Source organism: Pantoea sp. X-Soil-ISGK-259, assembly GCF_059730705.1.
Genome location: NZ_AP035986.1, coordinates 994,725 through 1,009,661 on the forward strand (window position 1 = coordinate 994,725; position 14,937 = coordinate 1,009,661).

General features: G+C 55.3%; 16 protein-coding genes and 1 other annotated feature. Of the genes, 8 read left to right on the forward strand and 8 right to left on the reverse strand.

The genetic code is table 11. The features are described 5' to 3' along the window. Positions 1 to 12: 12 nt before the first annotated feature. Positions 13 to 891: a metal ABC transporter substrate-binding protein gene (locus tag AC6I77_RS04515; RefSeq protein ID WP_003850447.1), complete on the forward strand. Its 879-nt coding sequence runs from the start codon at positions 13 to 15 to the stop codon at positions 889 to 891. A 45-nt stretch (positions 892 to 936) separates the two neighbouring features. On the opposite strand, the gene ykgO is transcribed toward AC6I77_RS04515, so the two are convergent. From ykgO to AC6I77_RS04535, 4 genes are all read right to left on the reverse strand, one after another. After that, positions 937 to 1,077 (reverse strand): type B 50S ribosomal protein L36, encoded by a 141-nt coding sequence (gene ykgO, locus AC6I77_RS04520; RefSeq protein WP_497816733.1) that lies wholly within the window; start codon positions 1,075 to 1,077, stop codon positions 937 to 939. A 3-nt stretch (positions 1,078 to 1,080) separates the two neighbouring features. Then, positions 1,081 to 1,341, reverse strand: coding sequence for a type B 50S ribosomal protein L31 (locus AC6I77_RS04525; RefSeq protein ID WP_008924911.1), 261 nt, complete (start codon positions 1,339 to 1,341; stop codon positions 1,081 to 1,083). A gap of 161 nt (positions 1,342 to 1,502) precedes the next feature. Next, positions 1,503 to 4,658 (reverse strand): multidrug efflux RND transporter permease subunit AcrB, encoded by a 3,156-nt coding sequence (locus tag AC6I77_RS04530; protein ID WP_003850443.1) that lies wholly within the window; start codon positions 4,656 to 4,658, stop codon positions 1,503 to 1,505. A gap of 16 nt (positions 4,659 to 4,674) precedes the next feature. Beyond that, the gene (locus tag AC6I77_RS04535; RefSeq protein ID WP_003850440.1) at positions 4,675 to 5,868 is read right to left on the reverse strand and encodes an efflux RND transporter periplasmic adaptor subunit; all 1,194 of its coding nucleotides are present in this window, start codon (positions 5,866 to 5,868) and stop codon (positions 4,675 to 4,677) included. A gap of 142 nt (positions 5,869 to 6,010) precedes the next feature. Here AC6I77_RS04535 and acrR point away from each other — a divergent pair, with 142 nt between their 5' ends. After that, positions 6,011 to 6,649 (forward strand): multidrug efflux transporter transcriptional repressor AcrR, encoded by a 639-nt coding sequence (acrR, locus tag AC6I77_RS04540; RefSeq protein WP_003850439.1) that lies wholly within the window; start codon positions 6,011 to 6,013, stop codon positions 6,647 to 6,649. Here acrR and rsmS read toward each other — a convergent pair. From rsmS to priC, 3 genes are read right to left on the reverse strand one after another with little or no spacing between them, the layout of a single operon-like run. Further along, a complete protein-coding gene (rsmS, locus tag AC6I77_RS04545) occupies positions 6,646 to 6,798 on the reverse strand; it encodes a pleiotropic regulatory protein RsmS (protein ID WP_003850436.1) in 153 nt (50 codons plus the stop codon). The two genes, acrR and rsmS, sit on opposite strands and share 4 nt — an antisense overlap. 8 nt (positions 6,799 to 6,806) lie before the next feature. Next, entirely contained in the window at positions 6,807 to 7,052 is a 246-nt protein-coding gene (locus tag AC6I77_RS04550; protein ID WP_008924913.1) for a GlsB/YeaQ/YmgE family stress response membrane protein, read from the reverse strand. A 57-nt stretch (positions 7,053 to 7,109) separates the two neighbouring features. Continuing rightward, the gene (priC, locus tag AC6I77_RS04555) at positions 7,110 to 7,640 is read right to left on the reverse strand and encodes a primosomal replication protein PriC (protein WP_003850432.1); all 531 of its coding nucleotides are present in this window, start codon (positions 7,638 to 7,640) and stop codon (positions 7,110 to 7,112) included. A gap of 57 nt (positions 7,641 to 7,697) precedes the next feature. Between priC and AC6I77_RS04560 the strand changes: the two genes are divergently transcribed. The 6 genes from AC6I77_RS04560 to htpG all read left to right on the forward strand — a co-directional run bounded on the left by AC6I77_RS04560 (position 7,698) and on the right by htpG (position 13,987). Beyond that, complete coding sequence (locus tag AC6I77_RS04560; RefSeq protein WP_003850431.1) at positions 7,698 to 8,087, forward strand: DUF454 family protein; 390 nt, start codon at positions 7,698 to 7,700, stop codon at positions 8,085 to 8,087. Positions 8,088 to 8,231: 144 nt separating this feature from the next. Beyond that, the gene (apt, locus tag AC6I77_RS04565) at positions 8,232 to 8,783 is read left to right on the forward strand and encodes an adenine phosphoribosyltransferase (protein WP_008924915.1); all 552 of its coding nucleotides are present in this window, start codon (positions 8,232 to 8,234) and stop codon (positions 8,781 to 8,783) included. Positions 8,784 to 8,940: 157 nt separating this feature from the next. Next, positions 8,941 to 11,019 carry a DNA polymerase III subunit gamma/tau gene (dnaX, locus tag AC6I77_RS04570; protein ID WP_497816734.1) on the forward strand — a complete coding sequence of 693 codons (2,079 nt, stop codon included), beginning with the start codon at positions 8,941 to 8,943 and terminating at the stop codon, positions 11,017 to 11,019. Further along, positions 10,361 to 10,422 (forward strand) — a sequence feature (DnaX frameshifting element). Its footprint overlaps the gene before it by 62 nt. A 55-nt stretch (positions 11,020 to 11,074) precedes the next feature. Further along, the gene (locus AC6I77_RS04575; protein ID WP_003850423.1) at positions 11,075 to 11,407 is read left to right on the forward strand and encodes a YbaB/EbfC family nucleoid-associated protein; all 333 of its coding nucleotides are present in this window, start codon (positions 11,075 to 11,077) and stop codon (positions 11,405 to 11,407) included. After that, on the forward strand, positions 11,407 to 12,012 hold the full coding sequence (gene recR, locus AC6I77_RS04580) for a recombination mediator RecR (RefSeq protein ID WP_003850420.1): 606 nt from the start codon (positions 11,407 to 11,409) through the stop codon (positions 12,010 to 12,012). Before AC6I77_RS04575 ends, recR begins: the two co-directional genes overlap by 1 nt. Before the next feature lie 100 nt (positions 12,013 to 12,112). After that, positions 12,113 to 13,987, forward strand: a complete 1,875-nt coding sequence (htpG, locus tag AC6I77_RS04585; RefSeq protein WP_008924917.1) for a molecular chaperone HtpG — start codon at positions 12,113 to 12,115, stop codon at positions 13,985 to 13,987. A 33-nt stretch (positions 13,988 to 14,020) separates the two neighbouring features. On the opposite strand, the gene AC6I77_RS04590 is transcribed toward htpG, so the two are convergent. Further along, positions 14,021 to 14,890 carry a LysR substrate-binding domain-containing protein gene (locus AC6I77_RS04590; RefSeq protein ID WP_078804164.1) on the reverse strand — a complete coding sequence of 290 codons (870 nt, stop codon included), beginning with the start codon at positions 14,888 to 14,890 and terminating at the stop codon, positions 14,021 to 14,023. Positions 14,891 to 14,937: the final 47 nt, after the last annotated feature.

Sequence of the window (14,937 nt, forward strand, 5' to 3'; positions counted from 1 at the left end):
TAAGGGGTATCTATGAAAAAATTACCGGTTAGCCTGGCGCTCGCTGCGCTGTTTGCCACGCCATTTGCAATGGCAAAAACGGTGGATGTCGTGGCCAGTTTTACTGTGCTGGCAGATATCGTCAAACAGGTCGGCGGCGATCATGTCAACGTAAAAAGTCTGGTGGGACCGAATGGCGATCCCCATACGTTTGAACCTACGCCACAGGACAGCCAGGCATTGGCGAAGGCCGATCTGGTGTTTGTCAGCGGACTGGGGCTGGAAGGGTGGATGGATCGCCTGGTCAGCGCGTCGGGATATCGCGGGCAGCCCGTGGTCGCTTCAACGGGTGTGACTACCCGCAGCATGGAGGAGGAGGGCAAAACGGTGACCGATCCACACGCCTGGAACAGCATGCAGAACGGCGTTATCTACGCGACCAACGTGATGAATGCGCTGGTCAAAGCCGACCCTGAAGATGCACCAGCAATCCGCAAGCGTGGGCAGAATTACATACAGCAACTGCAGGCGCTGGATAGCTGGGCAAAAACGGCCTTTGATGCTATTCCAGTCGACAAACGTAAAGTGCTGACCAGTCACGATGCGTTTGGTTACTTTGGACAGCGATATGGCGTAACGTTTCTGGCACCCGTCGGATTCTCTACTGAAGCAGAAGCGAGTGCCAGCAACGTGGGGAGCTTAATCAACCAGCTCAAACAGCAGCACATTAACCGCTATTTCATCGAGAATCAGACGGACCCGCGGTTAGTGAAACAGATAGCCAGCGCGACCGGTGCTGAGCCAGGTGGTGAGCTCTATCCGGAAGCGTTATCCACGGCTTCTGGCCCGGCGGCGACTTATCAGGCGGCCTTTAAACATAACGTGAATGCGATGCTGAAGAGTATGCAATAGGCATAAAAAAGGCCGGGCGAGCCCGGCCAGTCATCACGACACAAACTAGCGTTTCTTCTTCCTTCCCTGTACAGCCTTAAAGCGTGGATTTGTTTTACAGATGACGTAAACACGTCCTTTCCTGTGCACCACTTTGCAATCCCGATGGCGATTTTTGGCGGAGCGCAGAGAGCTTAATACCTTCATGAGTTACCTCTTCTTTGCGGCCAGGAAAGAACCGAAACGCTGGTTAAAGCGCGCGGTGCTGCCTTCTTTAGCAAAATCTTTCTGTTTGCCGGTGTAGAAAACATGCGAGGCGGATGACACGTCCAGAGTGACGTAGGGCAGTGTTTCGCCTTCGAACTCAACTGTGCGATCGGTTTTAATGGTGGATCCGATTTTGAACCACACATCCGCGGATGTGTCATGGAAGACCACGTGACGATAGTGAGGATGAATATTCGCTTTCATAATGCACGCCTATGTAATGTTATAATATAACATTATTATGCGCCGCACTTTTCAGCATTGCAACTGCCAGCGCGTTATTAAAAGCAGAGGATCTGCAAAGAGCAGGGACAGAATCGCAGGCATAAAAAAGGCCGCTTGCGCGGCCTCAGATGATTTACAGCTTAGTGAGTCTGGTTATGTTCAACCGGATGACTGTTCGCTGATTCTTCTTTTTTCTTGCCAAAGCGGCGGCGTACCACCACAAAGAACACCGGCACAAAGAAGATCGCCAGGATGGTCGCGGTAACCATACCACCGATTACGCCTGTACCTACCGCGTTCTGCGAACCGGAGCCAGCACCGGTACTGATCGCCAGCGGCAGCACCCCGAGAATAAACGCCAGTGACGTCATCAGGATAGGACGCAGACGCATACGACACGCTTCCAGCGCAGCTTCAATCAGCCCTTTGCCCTCTTTATCCATCAAATCTTTAGCAAATTCGACAATAAGGATGGCGTTCTTGGTCGACAGGCCGATGGTGGTCAGTAACCCGACAACAAAGTAGACGTCATTGCTTAAGCCACGCAGAGTGGTAAAGAGCAGTGCACCAATGACCCCGAGCGGGACAACCAGCATAACCGAGAAGGGAATCGACCAGCTCTCGTACAGTGCGGCGAGACACAGGAAGACCACAATCAGCGAGATAGCATAGAGCGCAGGGGCCTGATTACCGGATAAGCGTTCCTGATAGGACATGCCAGTCCAGTCATAGCCGATACCGGCAGGCAGTTTCGCCGCCAGCTCTTCCATCAGATCCATTGCCGCACCCGAACTTTTACCGGGAGCTGCCTGTCCCAGGATTTCCATCGCAGGCAGGCCGTTGTAACGCTCAAGGCGCGGTGAACCATACTGCCATTTCGCTGACGAGAAGGCAGAGAAGGGCACCATGGTTCCACTGCTGTTGCGCACGAACCATTTACCAATGTCGTCCGGCAACATGCGGGAGTCCGCTTTACCCATCACGTAAACTTTTTTCACACGACCGCGGTCAATGAAGTCGTTCACGTAAGAGCCACCCCAGGAAGCCGCCAGCGTAGTGTTGATATCACTGAGTGATACGCCCAGTGCCTGCGCTTTTTCCTGATCGATGGTCAGCTTGTACTGCGGTGTATCTTCCATACCGTTCGGGCGCACGCCAACCAGCGTATCAGGATGCTGTGCAATCATACCAAACAGCTGATTACGCGCTTCCGTCAGCTTATCGTGACCCAGGTTATTCTGATCGATGAGCTCAAAATCGAAGCCAGTCGCGTTACCCAGTTCAATGATAGCGGGCAGGTTGAACGGAATGACCATCGCATCTTTGATTGCGCCCAGCGCCTTCATGGCGCGGCCAGCAATCGCCGGAACTTTCATGTCTGCGCCGGTACGCTCATCCCACGGCTTGAGACTGACGAAGGCGATACCGGTATTCTGTCCACGACCAGCAAAGCCGAAGCCGTTAACGGTGAACACCGATTTAACCGTGTCTTTCTCCTGCGTCAGGAAGTAGTCCGTGACCTGATCCAGCACTTTCTGAGTACGCTCCTGCGTTGCGCCTGCAGGCAGCTGCGCCTGAGCCAGCAGCAGACCCTGATCCTCTTCCGGTAAGAATGAAGAGGGCAGTCGCATAAACAGAAACGCCATTCCGACCACGATGACCAGATAGATCAGCATGTAGCGACCCGTACTGCGAACCATGTGGCCGACACCATCCACATAGTGACTGGTGCTTTTGTCGAATATACGGTTGAACCAGCCGAAGAAACCGGTGGTTTTCCCGTGATCGCCTTTTTTGATCGGTTTCAGCATGGTGGCACAGAGTGCCGGCGTCAGAATAAAGGCGACCAGCACCGATAGCGCCATCGCCGAAACGATAGTAATGGAGAACTGGCGATAGATAACGCCGGTCGAGCCACCAAAGAACGCCATCGGAATAAATACAGCGGCCAGTACCAGCGCGATACCGACAAGTGCGCCCTGAATCTGCTCCATTGAACGCTTCGTTGCTTCTTTTGGCGGTAATCCTTCTTCCGCCATCACGCGCTCAACGTTCTCAACCACCACGATGGCGTCATCCACCAGCAAGCCGATGGCCAGCACCATCCCGAACATCGTCAGGGTGTTTATCGAATAACCAAATGCGTTGATAACGGCAAACGTACCCAGCAGTACCACGGGCACAGCGATAGTCGGAATGAGCGTGGCGCGGAAGTTCTGCAGAAACAGATACATCACCAGGAACACCAGCACAATCGCTTCGATCAGCGTTTTCACCACTTCGAAAATCGAGATCTTAACGAAAGGTGTGGTGTCATACGGATAGACCACTTTCAATCCGGCCGGGAAGGTCGGCTGTAATTTGGCCAGTTCTTCTTTCACCGCATTGGCGGTATCCAGCGCATTCGCACCGGTGGCCAGCTTGATACCGATACCGGACGCAGGCTTGCCATTATAACGGGCAACGATTTCGTAGTTTTCTGCACCGAGTTCAATCCTTGCCACATCACGCAGACGAACCTGAGAACCATCTTCGTTCACTTTGAGCAGGATTTTGCCGAACTCATCCGTTGAGGTCAGACGGGTTTGCGCAATGATTGAGGCGTTGAGCTGCTGTCCTGGCACCGGCGGCGTACCACCTAACTGACCGGCAGCGACCTGGGTGTTCTGAGTGTTCAGCGCACTGATCACATCAACCGGCGTCAGGTTGTAGTTGTTCAGCTTGTGCGGATCCATCCAGATACGCATCGCGTACTGCGCACCAAATACCTGGGTATCACCCACGCCTTTGGTACGGCTGATCGGATCTTTGATTGATGACGAAATAAAGTCAGAAATGTCATTCTGCGTCATGTTGTCATCGTCGCTGATGAAGCCCGCAACCATCAGGAAGCTACTGGACGATTTCTTAACCTGAATCCCCTGTTGCTGCACTTCCTGCGGCAGCAGCGGCGTCGCCAGCTGCAGTTTGTTCTGCACCTGAACCTGCGCGATATCTGCATCTGTACCCGACTCAAAGGAGATGGTCAGGGTCAGCGTACCGGATGAATCGCTGCTCGAGGACATATACATCAGTCCATCGATACCGTTCATGTTTTGTTCGATAACCTGGGTCACCGAGTCCTGCAGCGTTTTAGCATCCGCACCAGGGTAGGTGGCCTGAATCTCAATCGCCGGCGGGGCAACATTGGGATATTGCTCGATCGGAAGTTTGAGAATCGACAGCGCACCGACCAGCATGATGATGATGGCAAGCACCCACGCAAAGATGGGTCGATCGATAAAGAACTTAGCCATGAATCAACGGCTCCTGTTATGACGGTGACTTGTCAGACTGCGGCTTTGAATCGGGTGCCGCTTTCGCATCGTCTGAGACTTCTTGTGGGGTCACCTGTGCGCCCGGCTTGGCACGCTGCAGACCGGTGCTGATCACACGTTCACCCGCTTTAACACCGTCAGTGACTAACCATTTGTCGCCAATCGCCTGAGAGGTGGTGACCTGACGCGCTTCAACTTTGTTATCTGCACCCACGACCATGACCGTTGCCTGACCCGTTGGGGTACGGGTTACCGCCTGTTGCGGAACCAGCAATGCATCAGGATTGGTGCCTTCATCCAGACGCGCACGAACAAACATGCCCGGTAACAGGGTATGGTTCGGGTTCGGGACAATGGCGCGCAGGGTGATAGAACCGGTGGTTTCATCAACGGTGACGTCAGAGAACTCCAGCGTACCAGGCTGTGGATAGCTGCTGCCGTTCTGCATCAGCAGTGTCACGTTGGCTTTGCCCTCGCTCTGCTTCAGCTGACCCGACTCCAGTTCTGAACGTAAGCGCATAAAATCTTCGCTCGACTGGGTGACGTCGACATACATGGGATCAAGTTGCTGCACGGTGGCCAGTGCGGTGGTTTGTGCGCTTTGTACCAGCGCACCTTCCGTTACCGACGATTTACCGATGCGGCCACTGATAGGCGAGGTGACTTTGGTGTAAGCCAGATTAATGCGGGCCGTTTCGACATTGGCTTTTGCTACCTGAACTGCAGCCTCGTTTTGCGCGGCTGTAGCAACAGCGGTGTCATAATCCTGCTGACTGATATATTTGGTGCCGAGCAGAGGTTTATAACGTTTGACGGTCAGCTGAGCGATATGTGCGTTAGCCTGCGCCTGCGTTAAATCACCTTTGGCGCTGTCATAGGCTGCCTGATAGGTAGCCGGATCGATCTGATAGAGAGACTGACCTGCTTTAACGTCGCTTCCTTCAATAAAGTTACGCTTCAGAATAATACCGGACACCTGCGGACGGACTTCAGCCACACGGTATGCCGAGGTGCGGCCTGGTAATTCAGTTGAAATCTTAAGGGGTTCCGTTTTCAGTGTAACAACACCTACGGCTGGCGGTTGCTGGGCGGCTTGTTGGGATTTATTGTTGTCACATCCTGTTAACAAAAAGCTGCCTGATAGCATCAGGACGGCCGCCAGAGGCGATAATCCTCTGATTTTATTCATAAATAAACCTCTAGTGTCCGGTATCAATTGGTCAATGGATCACAAAATGAAAAACCCATTGCTGTGGCAAGGCGCAGGTCATGCTATGGTACATACATTCACAAATGTATGTAAACTTACCTGTTTGTAAAAAAAGCCCACTATGGCACGAAAAACCAAAGCGCAAGCACTTGAAACACGGCATCAAATTCTTGATGCCGCTATTGTTCTCTTTTCGCAGCAGGGCGTCTCAGCCACCTCACTGGCAGATATCGCCACCGCAGCCAGCGTTACGCGCGGGGCAATCTACTGGCATTTCAAAAACAAAGCCGATGTATTACACGAAATATGGCTTCGTTGTGATGCGGGTCTGGACGATGTGGAACTTGAGTATCAGACAAAATACCCTGGCGATCCACTCTCTGTGTTGCGCGCAATGCTGGTCTATATCTTTGAAGCGACTGCAAAGGATCCACAGCGACGCGCGTTGATGGAGATCATTTTCCATAAATGCGAGTTTGTGGGCGAAATGTCAGCACTGAAGAATATGCAACAAAGCTTACTGCTGGAATGCTACGATAAAATTGAAGATGTCCTGCGCCAGTGCATTGACGCCGGACAACTTCCGGGCACTCTCAGCACGCGTCAGGCTGCCCTGATTATGCGCGGTTACGTCAACGGTATGATGGAAAGCTGGCTGTTTTCGCCGGACAGTTTTGATTTAGCCGCAGACGCACCCGTTCTGACCAACGCCTTTATCGATATGCTGCGCCTCAGTCCGACGCTGACGGCTTCCTGTTAGGTCGGCTGGCTATCGCGCTTGTTCTCGAAATCGCGCTGCACCATAGCCAGCGCGGAGAGCACGGTCTCAACCGGCAATTGATGCTCTTCCAGTAGCTGAATCAGATCAACAGCCAGTTTGACGTCGTCAGGGGCGTTTTCCAGTGACATCTTGTCTCCTAAATACGTAATCGGGCCGCGACCAGCAGCATCAGTAACGCGCCGACAATCGCTATGCCCAGGGCGCCAGCATGCAGCGTTGCCAGCGAGCCCAGTTCAAAATAGGCGGCGATATAGCCGCCGATCAGTGCGCCGATCATCGACAGCGTCAGGGTCGCCATCAGGCCACCGGGCCGACCCGGTATCAGCAGACGCTTTAACAGGCCCAGCAGTAGCCCGCAAATTAGCCAGCTCAGTAAACCCATGGTTCGTCTCCAGGCAGAATTGCACTCAGTATAGAAGCGCTTTTCTCACGCTGCGCTTTATTCGCTGTGCTCACCGCCGCGCAGGGAAGCGCCCCATTCGACAGAGCGAATCGCCTGACGACAGCGCGCCAGTCTTCCCTCTAGTGTTTCCAGATCCTGCTTCAGCTGACGCTGGACCGCCAGCGTTTCGGCCAGTGCCAGCCGCTGTTCACGCTGATCGATCATCGCCAGTAAGCGCCGTTCAAATTCACGGTACTCCTGATATTTTGAGGCGCGTGGGTTCTTAACCGGCTGTTCACGTTGGGTACGCAGCTTTTGGGTACTCGCCTCGCGTTGCAGGGCAGCAATCTGATCCACCAGGTGTTCAGCCAGCCAGGCACTGCGCGCCAGATCGTTGACGCTGTCGCACAGTCGGGCGAAATTCTGTTCCACTTCCAGCAGGTAATCTGCCAGCCGCGTGCCTTTGGTGTGAAAAAGCTGCGAGTCAAAGCGTGGCATACGGCACTCACCATCCGGATGACGCGCAATCTCCTGACGCAGGTCGATCAGAAGCTGTTGCAGGCGCTGTTGCAAAGCGATCGCACTCATCGCGTGACGTCCGGTTGTGCTAACGTAGTCGGATGAGGAAAGAGCTGGGCGGGATTCATGCAACGCATTCTGTTATTAACCCTCGGCTGGCTGGCGATTGTGCTGGGGACGCTGGGCATTGTATTACCTTTATTACCTACCACGCCATTCATGCTGCTTGCGGCCTGGTGTTTTGCGCGGTCATCGCCACGCTTCCATCACTGGCTGCTGTGGAAATCGCCATTTGGCCGCTATCTGCGCCACTGGCAACAGCATCGCGCAATGCCGCCGGGCGCCAAAGTCCGTGCTATCTGCCTGATAGTCGCAACATTTAGTCTTTCGCTTTTCCTGGTGCATCAGCTCTGGGTACGCATCATGCTGCTGATCATGCTGGCGGCGCTGCTGCTGTTTATGTGGCGTATTCCGGTGGTGGCAGAAGCAGCGGACGCACCCAAGTCGCCGCGATAAAGTTGCATTTAGCCGGTCATTTGCTTAGATTTGGGCGTCTTCGTGCGTGGCTTCCCTTTGTGAATTGACTTCCGCTGAGCCTTTTACCAGGTATTAGCGCTTTTGAAGCTGCGCGAAACAGAATTTTTTACCAGGCGTATCATTATGACCGACACTGCGCAGCAGCTTGAATTCATTAAAAACAGCATTAAAAGTATTCCCGATTATCCTAAGCCAGGCATCCTGTTCCGCGATGTCACCAGCCTGCTGGAAGATCCCAAAGCCTATGCCGCGTCGATTGCGCTGCTGGTTGAGCGTTACCGTAATAAAGGCATCACTAAAGTGGTGGGTACGGAAGCGCGCGGTTTCCTGTTTGGTGCCCCGGTGGCATTAGGCCTCGGCGTCGGTTTTGTTCCGGTGCGTAAGCCCGGCAAACTGCCGCGTGAGGTTTACAGTGAAGCTTATGAGCTGGAATATGGCACCGATCAGCTGGAATTGCACAAAGATGCCATCCAGCCGGGCGATCTGGTGCTGGTGGTTGATGACCTGCTGGCGACCGGTGGGACCATTGAAGCGACCGTTAAACTGATCCGTCGTGCAGGCGGTGAAGTGAAAGACGCGGCTTTCATTATTAACCTGTTCGATCTGACCGGTGAATCGCGTCTCAATGCCCTGGGCGTTGAGAGTTACAGCCTGGTCAAATTCCCCGGCCACTAAGCCACTCTTTCGGCCTTGCCACCCGGCGAGGCCGTCACGCCTCTGGCGTCAAGATAACGAGTGCCAGCCAAAAGCGTAGCTGATAGACTACTGCAATCTTATACAGGGGTTGCAGAGCGTCTGCGCTCATCTTTCCATCCAACTTCGTCGAATCCACATGAGCTATCAGGTACTTGCGCGAAAATGGCGTCCCCAGGCTTTTGCTGATGTTGTCGGTCAGGAACATGTTCTGACGGCGCTGGCGAATGGATTGTCTCTGGGACGCATCCATCATGCTTATCTCTTCTCCGGCACCCGCGGCGTGGGGAAAACCACCATTGCGCGTCTGCTGGCCAAAGGCCTTAACTGCGAAACCGGTATCACCGCCACGCCCTGTGGTCAGTGTGATAACTGCCGTGAAATTGAGCAGGGCCGCTTTGTCGATCTGATCGAGATTGACGCCGCATCGCGTACCAAGGTTGAAGACACCCGCGATCTGCTCGACAACGTGCAGTACGCCCCGGCCCGTGGACGCTTCAAAGTCTATCTGATTGATGAAGTGCATATGCTGTCGCGTCACAGCTTCAATGCGCTGTTAAAGACGCTGGAAGAGCCGCCTTCACACGTTAAGTTTCTGCTGGCGACTACCGATCCGCAGAAACTGCCGGTGACGATTCTTTCGCGTTGCCTGCAGTTCCATCTCAAAGCGCTGGATGTTGATCAAATCCGCCAGCAGCTCGAGCATGTGCTGAAGCAGGAACAGATTGAGAGCGAAACCCGGGCGCTTCAGCTGCTGGCGCGCGCCGCCGATGGCAGTATGCGCGATGCGCTGAGCCTCACCGATCAGGCGATTGCCATGGGGCAGGGCGCGGTGACCAGCAGCACGGTCAGCGTCATGCTCGGCACGCTGGATGATGAACAGCCGCTTGGGCTACTGGAAGCGCTGGTGGACGGTGACGGTCAGCAGGTCATGACACTGCTGAGCCAGGCGGCTTCACGCGGTGTGGAATGGGAGGCGTTGCTGGTAGAGATGCTGCGCCTGCTGCACCAGATTGCAATGGTGCAACTGCTGCCGGCTTCGCTCAGCGATGATGACGAGAGCAACGCTCTGCGACTGCGTGAACTCGCTCGCGTGGTGCCACCCGCCGATCTGCAACTCTATTATCAGACGCTGTTGATGGGCCGCAAGGATCTGCCGATTGCGCCCGATCGCCGCATGGGCGTGGAGATGACGCTGCTGCGCGCACTGGCGTTCCACCCCAAAGCGGCGGTGGCAGAACCGATTGCCCGTCCCGCGCTAACCCAGCAGATGGCACCTGTCGCGCCGGCGCAGACGGAACCGGCACCTTCCGGGCCTTCGCCTTCAGCACGACACACGGCAGCACAGCCCGCCACAGCGTCACCTGCTCAGACAACGTCACCTGTGGCGCAGCAGCCTCAGCAGCCGATGCCTGCGCCGCAACAGCACGTTGCCGCTCAGCCGCAGATGGCCGCGCCTGATGCGGCTCCGCAACCCGCGCCGCCGCCGGATGCGGCACCTGAAGCGCCACTTTCAAGCTCCACCAGCCAGCTCCTCCAGGCGCGCACGCAGTTGTTGCGTCAGGGAGCGAACAAACCAAAAAAGAGTGAGCCGGCGGCGCCAGGTGCGCGGCCGGCCAACTCGGCACTGGAGCGGCTGGCTTCGGTTACCGAGCGCAGTCAGCAGCGTATCCGCGATCGCGAGCCTGCCGCGCCGGTAAAAGAGGAAGCGTACCGCTGGAAAGCCGTTAATCAGCAGGTTGAAGTGGCAGAGCCGGTCGCGACGCCGAAGGCCTTGCGTTCTGCGCTGGAGCATGAGAAAACCCCTGAGCTGGCGGCGCGACTGGCGGAAGAAGCGCAACAGCGCGATCCCTGGGCCGCAGAGATTGCGACTCTGCCGCTGCCAAAACTGGTGCAGCAGCTGGCATTAAATGCCTGGAAAGAGACCACCGAAAACGGGGTCTGCCTGCATTTACGCAGCAGTCAGCGTCATCTGAATTCACCGTCGGCGCAGCAGGTGTTATGCGATGCACTGAGTGAGCGTGCCGGGCAGAAAGTTGAACTCTCGGTCGTTGAAGACGATAATTCATCGGTGTTGACGCCACTGGAGTGGCGTCAGGCCATTTACGAAGAGAAACTGGCGCAGGCGCGTCAGTCGATCACCTGTGATACCCACATCCAGACGCTGCAGCGATTTTTCGATGCTGATCTGGATGAGGAGAGTATCCGACCTGTTTGAACACGCTGCTGCTATCGTAACGATAGCGTTGTAGCCTTAGCTGAGAGAGAAAACTATGTTTGGTGGTAAAGGCGGATTGGGCAACCTGATGAAACAGGCCCAGCAGATGCAGGACAAAATGGCCAAGGTTCAGGAAGAGATCGCCGCGATTGAAGTGACCGGCGAATCGGGTGCTGGCCTGGTAAAAGTGACCATTAACGGCGCGCACAACTGCCGTCGCGTGGAAGTCGATCCCAGCCTGCTGGAAGATGACAAAGATATGCTGGAAGATCTGATCGCTGCGGCGTTCAACGATGCGGCACGTCGCATTGATGAAACCCAGAAAGAGAAGATGGCGTCTGTCTCTTCGGGTATGCAGCTGCCACCAGGCTTTAAGATGCCGTTCTGATGCAAACCAGTCCACTGCTTGAATCATTGATGGAGTCGCTGCGCTGTCTGCCCGGCGTTGGGCCGAAATCGGCACAGCGCATGGCTTTTCAGCTGCTGCAGCGCGATCGCAGCGGTGGTATGCGCCTGGCGCAGGCGCTGACCCGGGCGATGTCGGAGATTGGTCACTGTGCTGATTGCCGGACATTCACCGAGCAGGAAATTTGCACCATCTGCGCCAATCCACGGCGTCAGCAGAATGGTCAAATCTGCGTAGTGGAAAGCCCGGCAGATATTCACGCCATTGAGCAGACCGGCCAGTTTGGCGGCCGCTACTTTGTGCTGATGGGACATCTGTCGCCGCTCGACGGCATTGGTCCGGCAGATATCGGCCTGGATCGTCTGGAACAGCGACTGGAGAGTGAAACGCTGCAGGAAGTGATCCTCGCGACCAATCCGACGGTGGAAGGCGAGGCGACCGCAAACTACATTGCGGAACTCTGTGGTCAGTATGGCGTTGACGCCAGCCGTATCGCGCACGGTGTGCCGGTGGGCGGAGAGCTGGAGATGGTCGATGGCACCACGCTGTCCCACTCGCTGGCAGGTCGACAGAAGTTTAAATTTTAATCACTTGCCGGTGTTGTGAAAGACACCGGCTTGAAAACCCCCGCGTCATCCCCACATCAACCTCAACAACGTTTGTTCAACCTGTTTTGTTGAGGTAGCAATGACCATGAAAGGACAAGAGACCCGTGGCTTTCAGTCGGAAGTAAAACAACTTCTGCACCTGATGATCCATTCTCTCTATTCAAACAAAGAGATTTTCCTGCGTGAGCTGATTTCCAATGCCTCGGATGCGGCAGACAAACTGCGTTTCCGCGCGTTGTCAGATTCCAGCCTGTATGAAGGTGACGGCGAGCTGCGCGTTCGTCTCTCTGTTGATAAGGACAACCGTACCCTCACGCTCAGCGACAATGGTATCGGTATGCGTCGCGATGAGGTCATTGAGAACCTCGGCACTATCGCCAAATCGGGCACCAAATCCTTCCTGGAATCCCTCGGCTCCGACCAGGCTAAAGACAGCCAGCTGATCGGTCAGTTCGGTGTGGGCTTCTACTCTGCCTTTATCGTGGCAGATAAAGTCACCGTTCGTACCCGCGCTGCGGGCGCATCTGCCGATGAAGGTGTGTTCTGGGAATCTGCGGGCGAGGGCGAATATACCCTGGCTGAGATCGAGAAAGCCGATCGTGGTACTGAGATCACGCTGCATCTGCGCGAAGGCGAAGATGAGTTCCTGGACGCATGGCGCGTTCGCAGCATCATCAGTAAATATTCCGATCACATCGCGCTGCCGGTTGAGATCGAGAGCAAAGATGAAGAGGGCGAGGGAACTCACTGGGAGAAGATCAACAAAGCCCAGGCGCTGTGGACCCGCAACAAAGCTGAGATCAGCGACGACGAGTACAACGAGTTCTACAAACATATCGCCCATGACTACAGCGATCCGGTCGCCTGGAGCCACAATCGGGTGGAAGGTAAGCAGGAGTACACCAGCCTGCTCTACATTCCGGCGCGTGCGCCATTTGATATGTGGAACCGCGATCAGAAACATGGCCTGAAACTCTATGTGCAGCGCGTCTTTATCATGGACGATGCTGAGCAGTTTATGCCGAATTACCTGCGCTTTGTGCGTGGTCTGATTGACTCCAGTGATCTGCCGCTCAACGTCTCCCGCGAGATCCTGCAGGATAGCCGCGTGACCCAGAGCCTGCGTGCTGCGCTGACGAAGCGTACTCTGCAGATGCTGGAAAGACTGGCGAAAGATGACAACGAGAAATACCAGACCTTCTGGAATGAATTCGGCCTGGTGCTGAAAGAGGGTCCGGCGGAAGATAACGCCAACCAGGAAACGATTGCGAAACTGCTGCGCTTCGCCACCACCCAGAGCGAAGGTTCAGCACAGACCATTTCACTGGAAGACTACGTCAGCCGCATGGTGGAAGGTCAGGAGAAGATTTACTACATCACTGCTGACAGCTATGCCGCTGCGAAGAGCAGCCCGCACCTGGAGCTGTTCCGCAAAAAAGGCATCGAGGTGCTGCTGCTCTCTGACCGCATCGACGAATGGATGATGAGCTACCTCACTGAGTTCGACGGTAAGACCTTCCAGTCGGTCAGCAAAGCGGATGAGTCGCTGAGCAAGCTGGCGGATGAAGAGACCGAAGAGCAGAAAGAAGCGGAAAAAGCGCTGGAGCCATTTGTTGAGCGTGTGAAAAATCTGCTGGGCGAACGCGTGAAAGAGGTGCGTCTGACCCATCGTCTGACCGACACGCCAGCGATTGTGACTACCGATGCCAACGAGATGACCACGCAGATGGCGAAGCTGTTTGCGGCGGCTGGACAGGAAGTGCCGGAAGTGAAGTACCTGTTTGAAATCAACCCGGATCACCCGCTGGTGAAACGTGTTGCGGATACGCAGGATGAAGCACGCTTCGGTGAGTGGATTGAGCTGCTGCTGGATCAGGCGTTGCTGGCAGAGCGCGGTACGCTGGACGATCCAAACCAGTTTATCCGCCGCATGAACCAGCTGCTGACCGCATAACGGCAACAGGCCGGTGGTTTTCACCGGCTTTTTTTATGGCTGTGCGGCCTCACGCAGCCAGTCACGAAACACACGGATCTCTGTATCCTGACGACGGCTCTGCTTCGTCATCATCCAGGTCGCACGCTCCACGGGAACAAAGCCCAGCGGGGCGATCAGCGTGCCATCTTCCAGCTCTTTGCGAACCAGCAAACGCGGTGCCATCAGAACACCCAGACCACTTCGTGCGGCCTGAATGCCCAGCGACAGCGTCTCAAAATGTTTACCGCTATTAAAGCGACCCCTGACTCCGGTCTGGACCGCCCACTCTGACCAGGCGTGCCGTCGGGTATCTGCATGGAGCAGAGGCAGTGCTACCAGATCCTCTCCGACCCGCAGTTGCGTGGCAAAATGCGGTGCGCAAAGCGGTCCAATCTCATCCTCGCTGACCAGCGTGGCGTCTAAATCGGGTTCAGGTGGATCGCCATGGCTGAGGATCAGTACATCCACATGTTCGCTGCGCAGTTGCGCGATCTCAGCGAGCGGCAGAAAGTGAACTTCAATCTCCGGATAGCGTTGGTAAAAGCTGGCGATTCGGGGGATCAGCCATTGTGACAAAAAGCTGGGAGCACAGGAGACCCGGATTTGCTGAAGCAGGCCGGTGCGAATAGTCTCGCAGCTGCTGCGTAACTCACTGAATGCCTGCTGACAGCTCAGAAGCAGCCGGTCGCCGTGTGCGGTCAGTTTCACGCGGCCATGACTACGGACAAACAGCGGCTTACCCATCCAGCTCTCCAGCTGGCGAATCTGATGGCTGATGGCGCTGTGGGTCACATGCAGATGTTCAGCCGCCACACTAAAGCTGCTGTGTAAGGCTGCCTGGTGAAAATAGTGCAGCGCTCTGAGTGGTGGCAGTCCGTTCATCCCTATCTCCTGTGCAGAAACCTAACAGGGATTGTTAATTTATATCA

Bases quoted from the DNA above. Each gene is read 5' to 3' on its own strand.
- AC6I77_RS04575 (WP_003850423.1), top strand. From the start codon at position 11,075: ATGTTTGGTGGTAAAGGCGGATTGGGCAACCTGATGAAACAGGCCCAG.
- recR (WP_003850420.1), top strand. From the start codon at position 11,407: ATGCAAACCAGTCCACTGCTTGAATCATTGATGGAGTCGCTGCGCTGT.
- AC6I77_RS04550 (WP_008924913.1), bottom strand. From the start codon at position 7,052: ATGGGTTTACTGAGCTGGCTAATTTGCGGGCTACTGCTGGGCCTGTTA.
- AC6I77_RS04590 (WP_078804164.1), bottom strand. From the start codon at position 14,890: ATGAACGGACTGCCACCACTCAGAGCGCTGCACTATTTTCACCAGGCA.
- priC (WP_003850432.1), bottom strand. From the start codon at position 7,640: ATGAGTGCGATCGCTTTGCAACAGCGCCTGCAACAGCTTCTGATCGAC.
- AC6I77_RS04530 (WP_003850443.1), bottom strand. From the start codon at position 4,658: ATGGCTAAGTTCTTTATCGATCGACCCATCTTTGCGTGGGTGCTTGCC.
- htpG (WP_008924917.1), top strand. From the start codon at position 12,113: ATGACCATGAAAGGACAAGAGACCCGTGGCTTTCAGTCGGAAGTAAAA.
- AC6I77_RS04535 (WP_003850440.1), bottom strand. From the start codon at position 5,868: ATGAATAAAATCAGAGGATTATCGCCTCTGGCGGCCGTCCTGATGCTA.
- AC6I77_RS04560 (WP_003850431.1), top strand. From the start codon at position 7,698: ATGCAACGCATTCTGTTATTAACCCTCGGCTGGCTGGCGATTGTGCTG.
- ykgO (WP_497816733.1), bottom strand. From the start codon at position 1,077: ATGAAGGTATTAAGCTCTCTGCGCTCCGCCAAAAATCGCCATCGGGAT.
- rsmS (WP_003850436.1), bottom strand. From the start codon at position 6,798: ATGTCACTGGAAAACGCCCCTGACGACGTCAAACTGGCTGTTGATCTG.
- AC6I77_RS04525 (WP_008924911.1), bottom strand. From the start codon at position 1,341: ATGAAAGCGAATATTCATCCTCACTATCGTCACGTGGTCTTCCATGAC.
- apt (WP_008924915.1), top strand. From the start codon at position 8,232: ATGACCGACACTGCGCAGCAGCTTGAATTCATTAAAAACAGCATTAAA.
- dnaX (WP_497816734.1), top strand. From the start codon at position 8,941: ATGAGCTATCAGGTACTTGCGCGAAAATGGCGTCCCCAGGCTTTTGCT.
- AC6I77_RS04515 (WP_003850447.1), top strand. From the start codon at position 13: ATGAAAAAATTACCGGTTAGCCTGGCGCTCGCTGCGCTGTTTGCCACG.
- acrR (WP_003850439.1), top strand. From the start codon at position 6,011: ATGGCACGAAAAACCAAAGCGCAAGCACTTGAAACACGGCATCAAATT.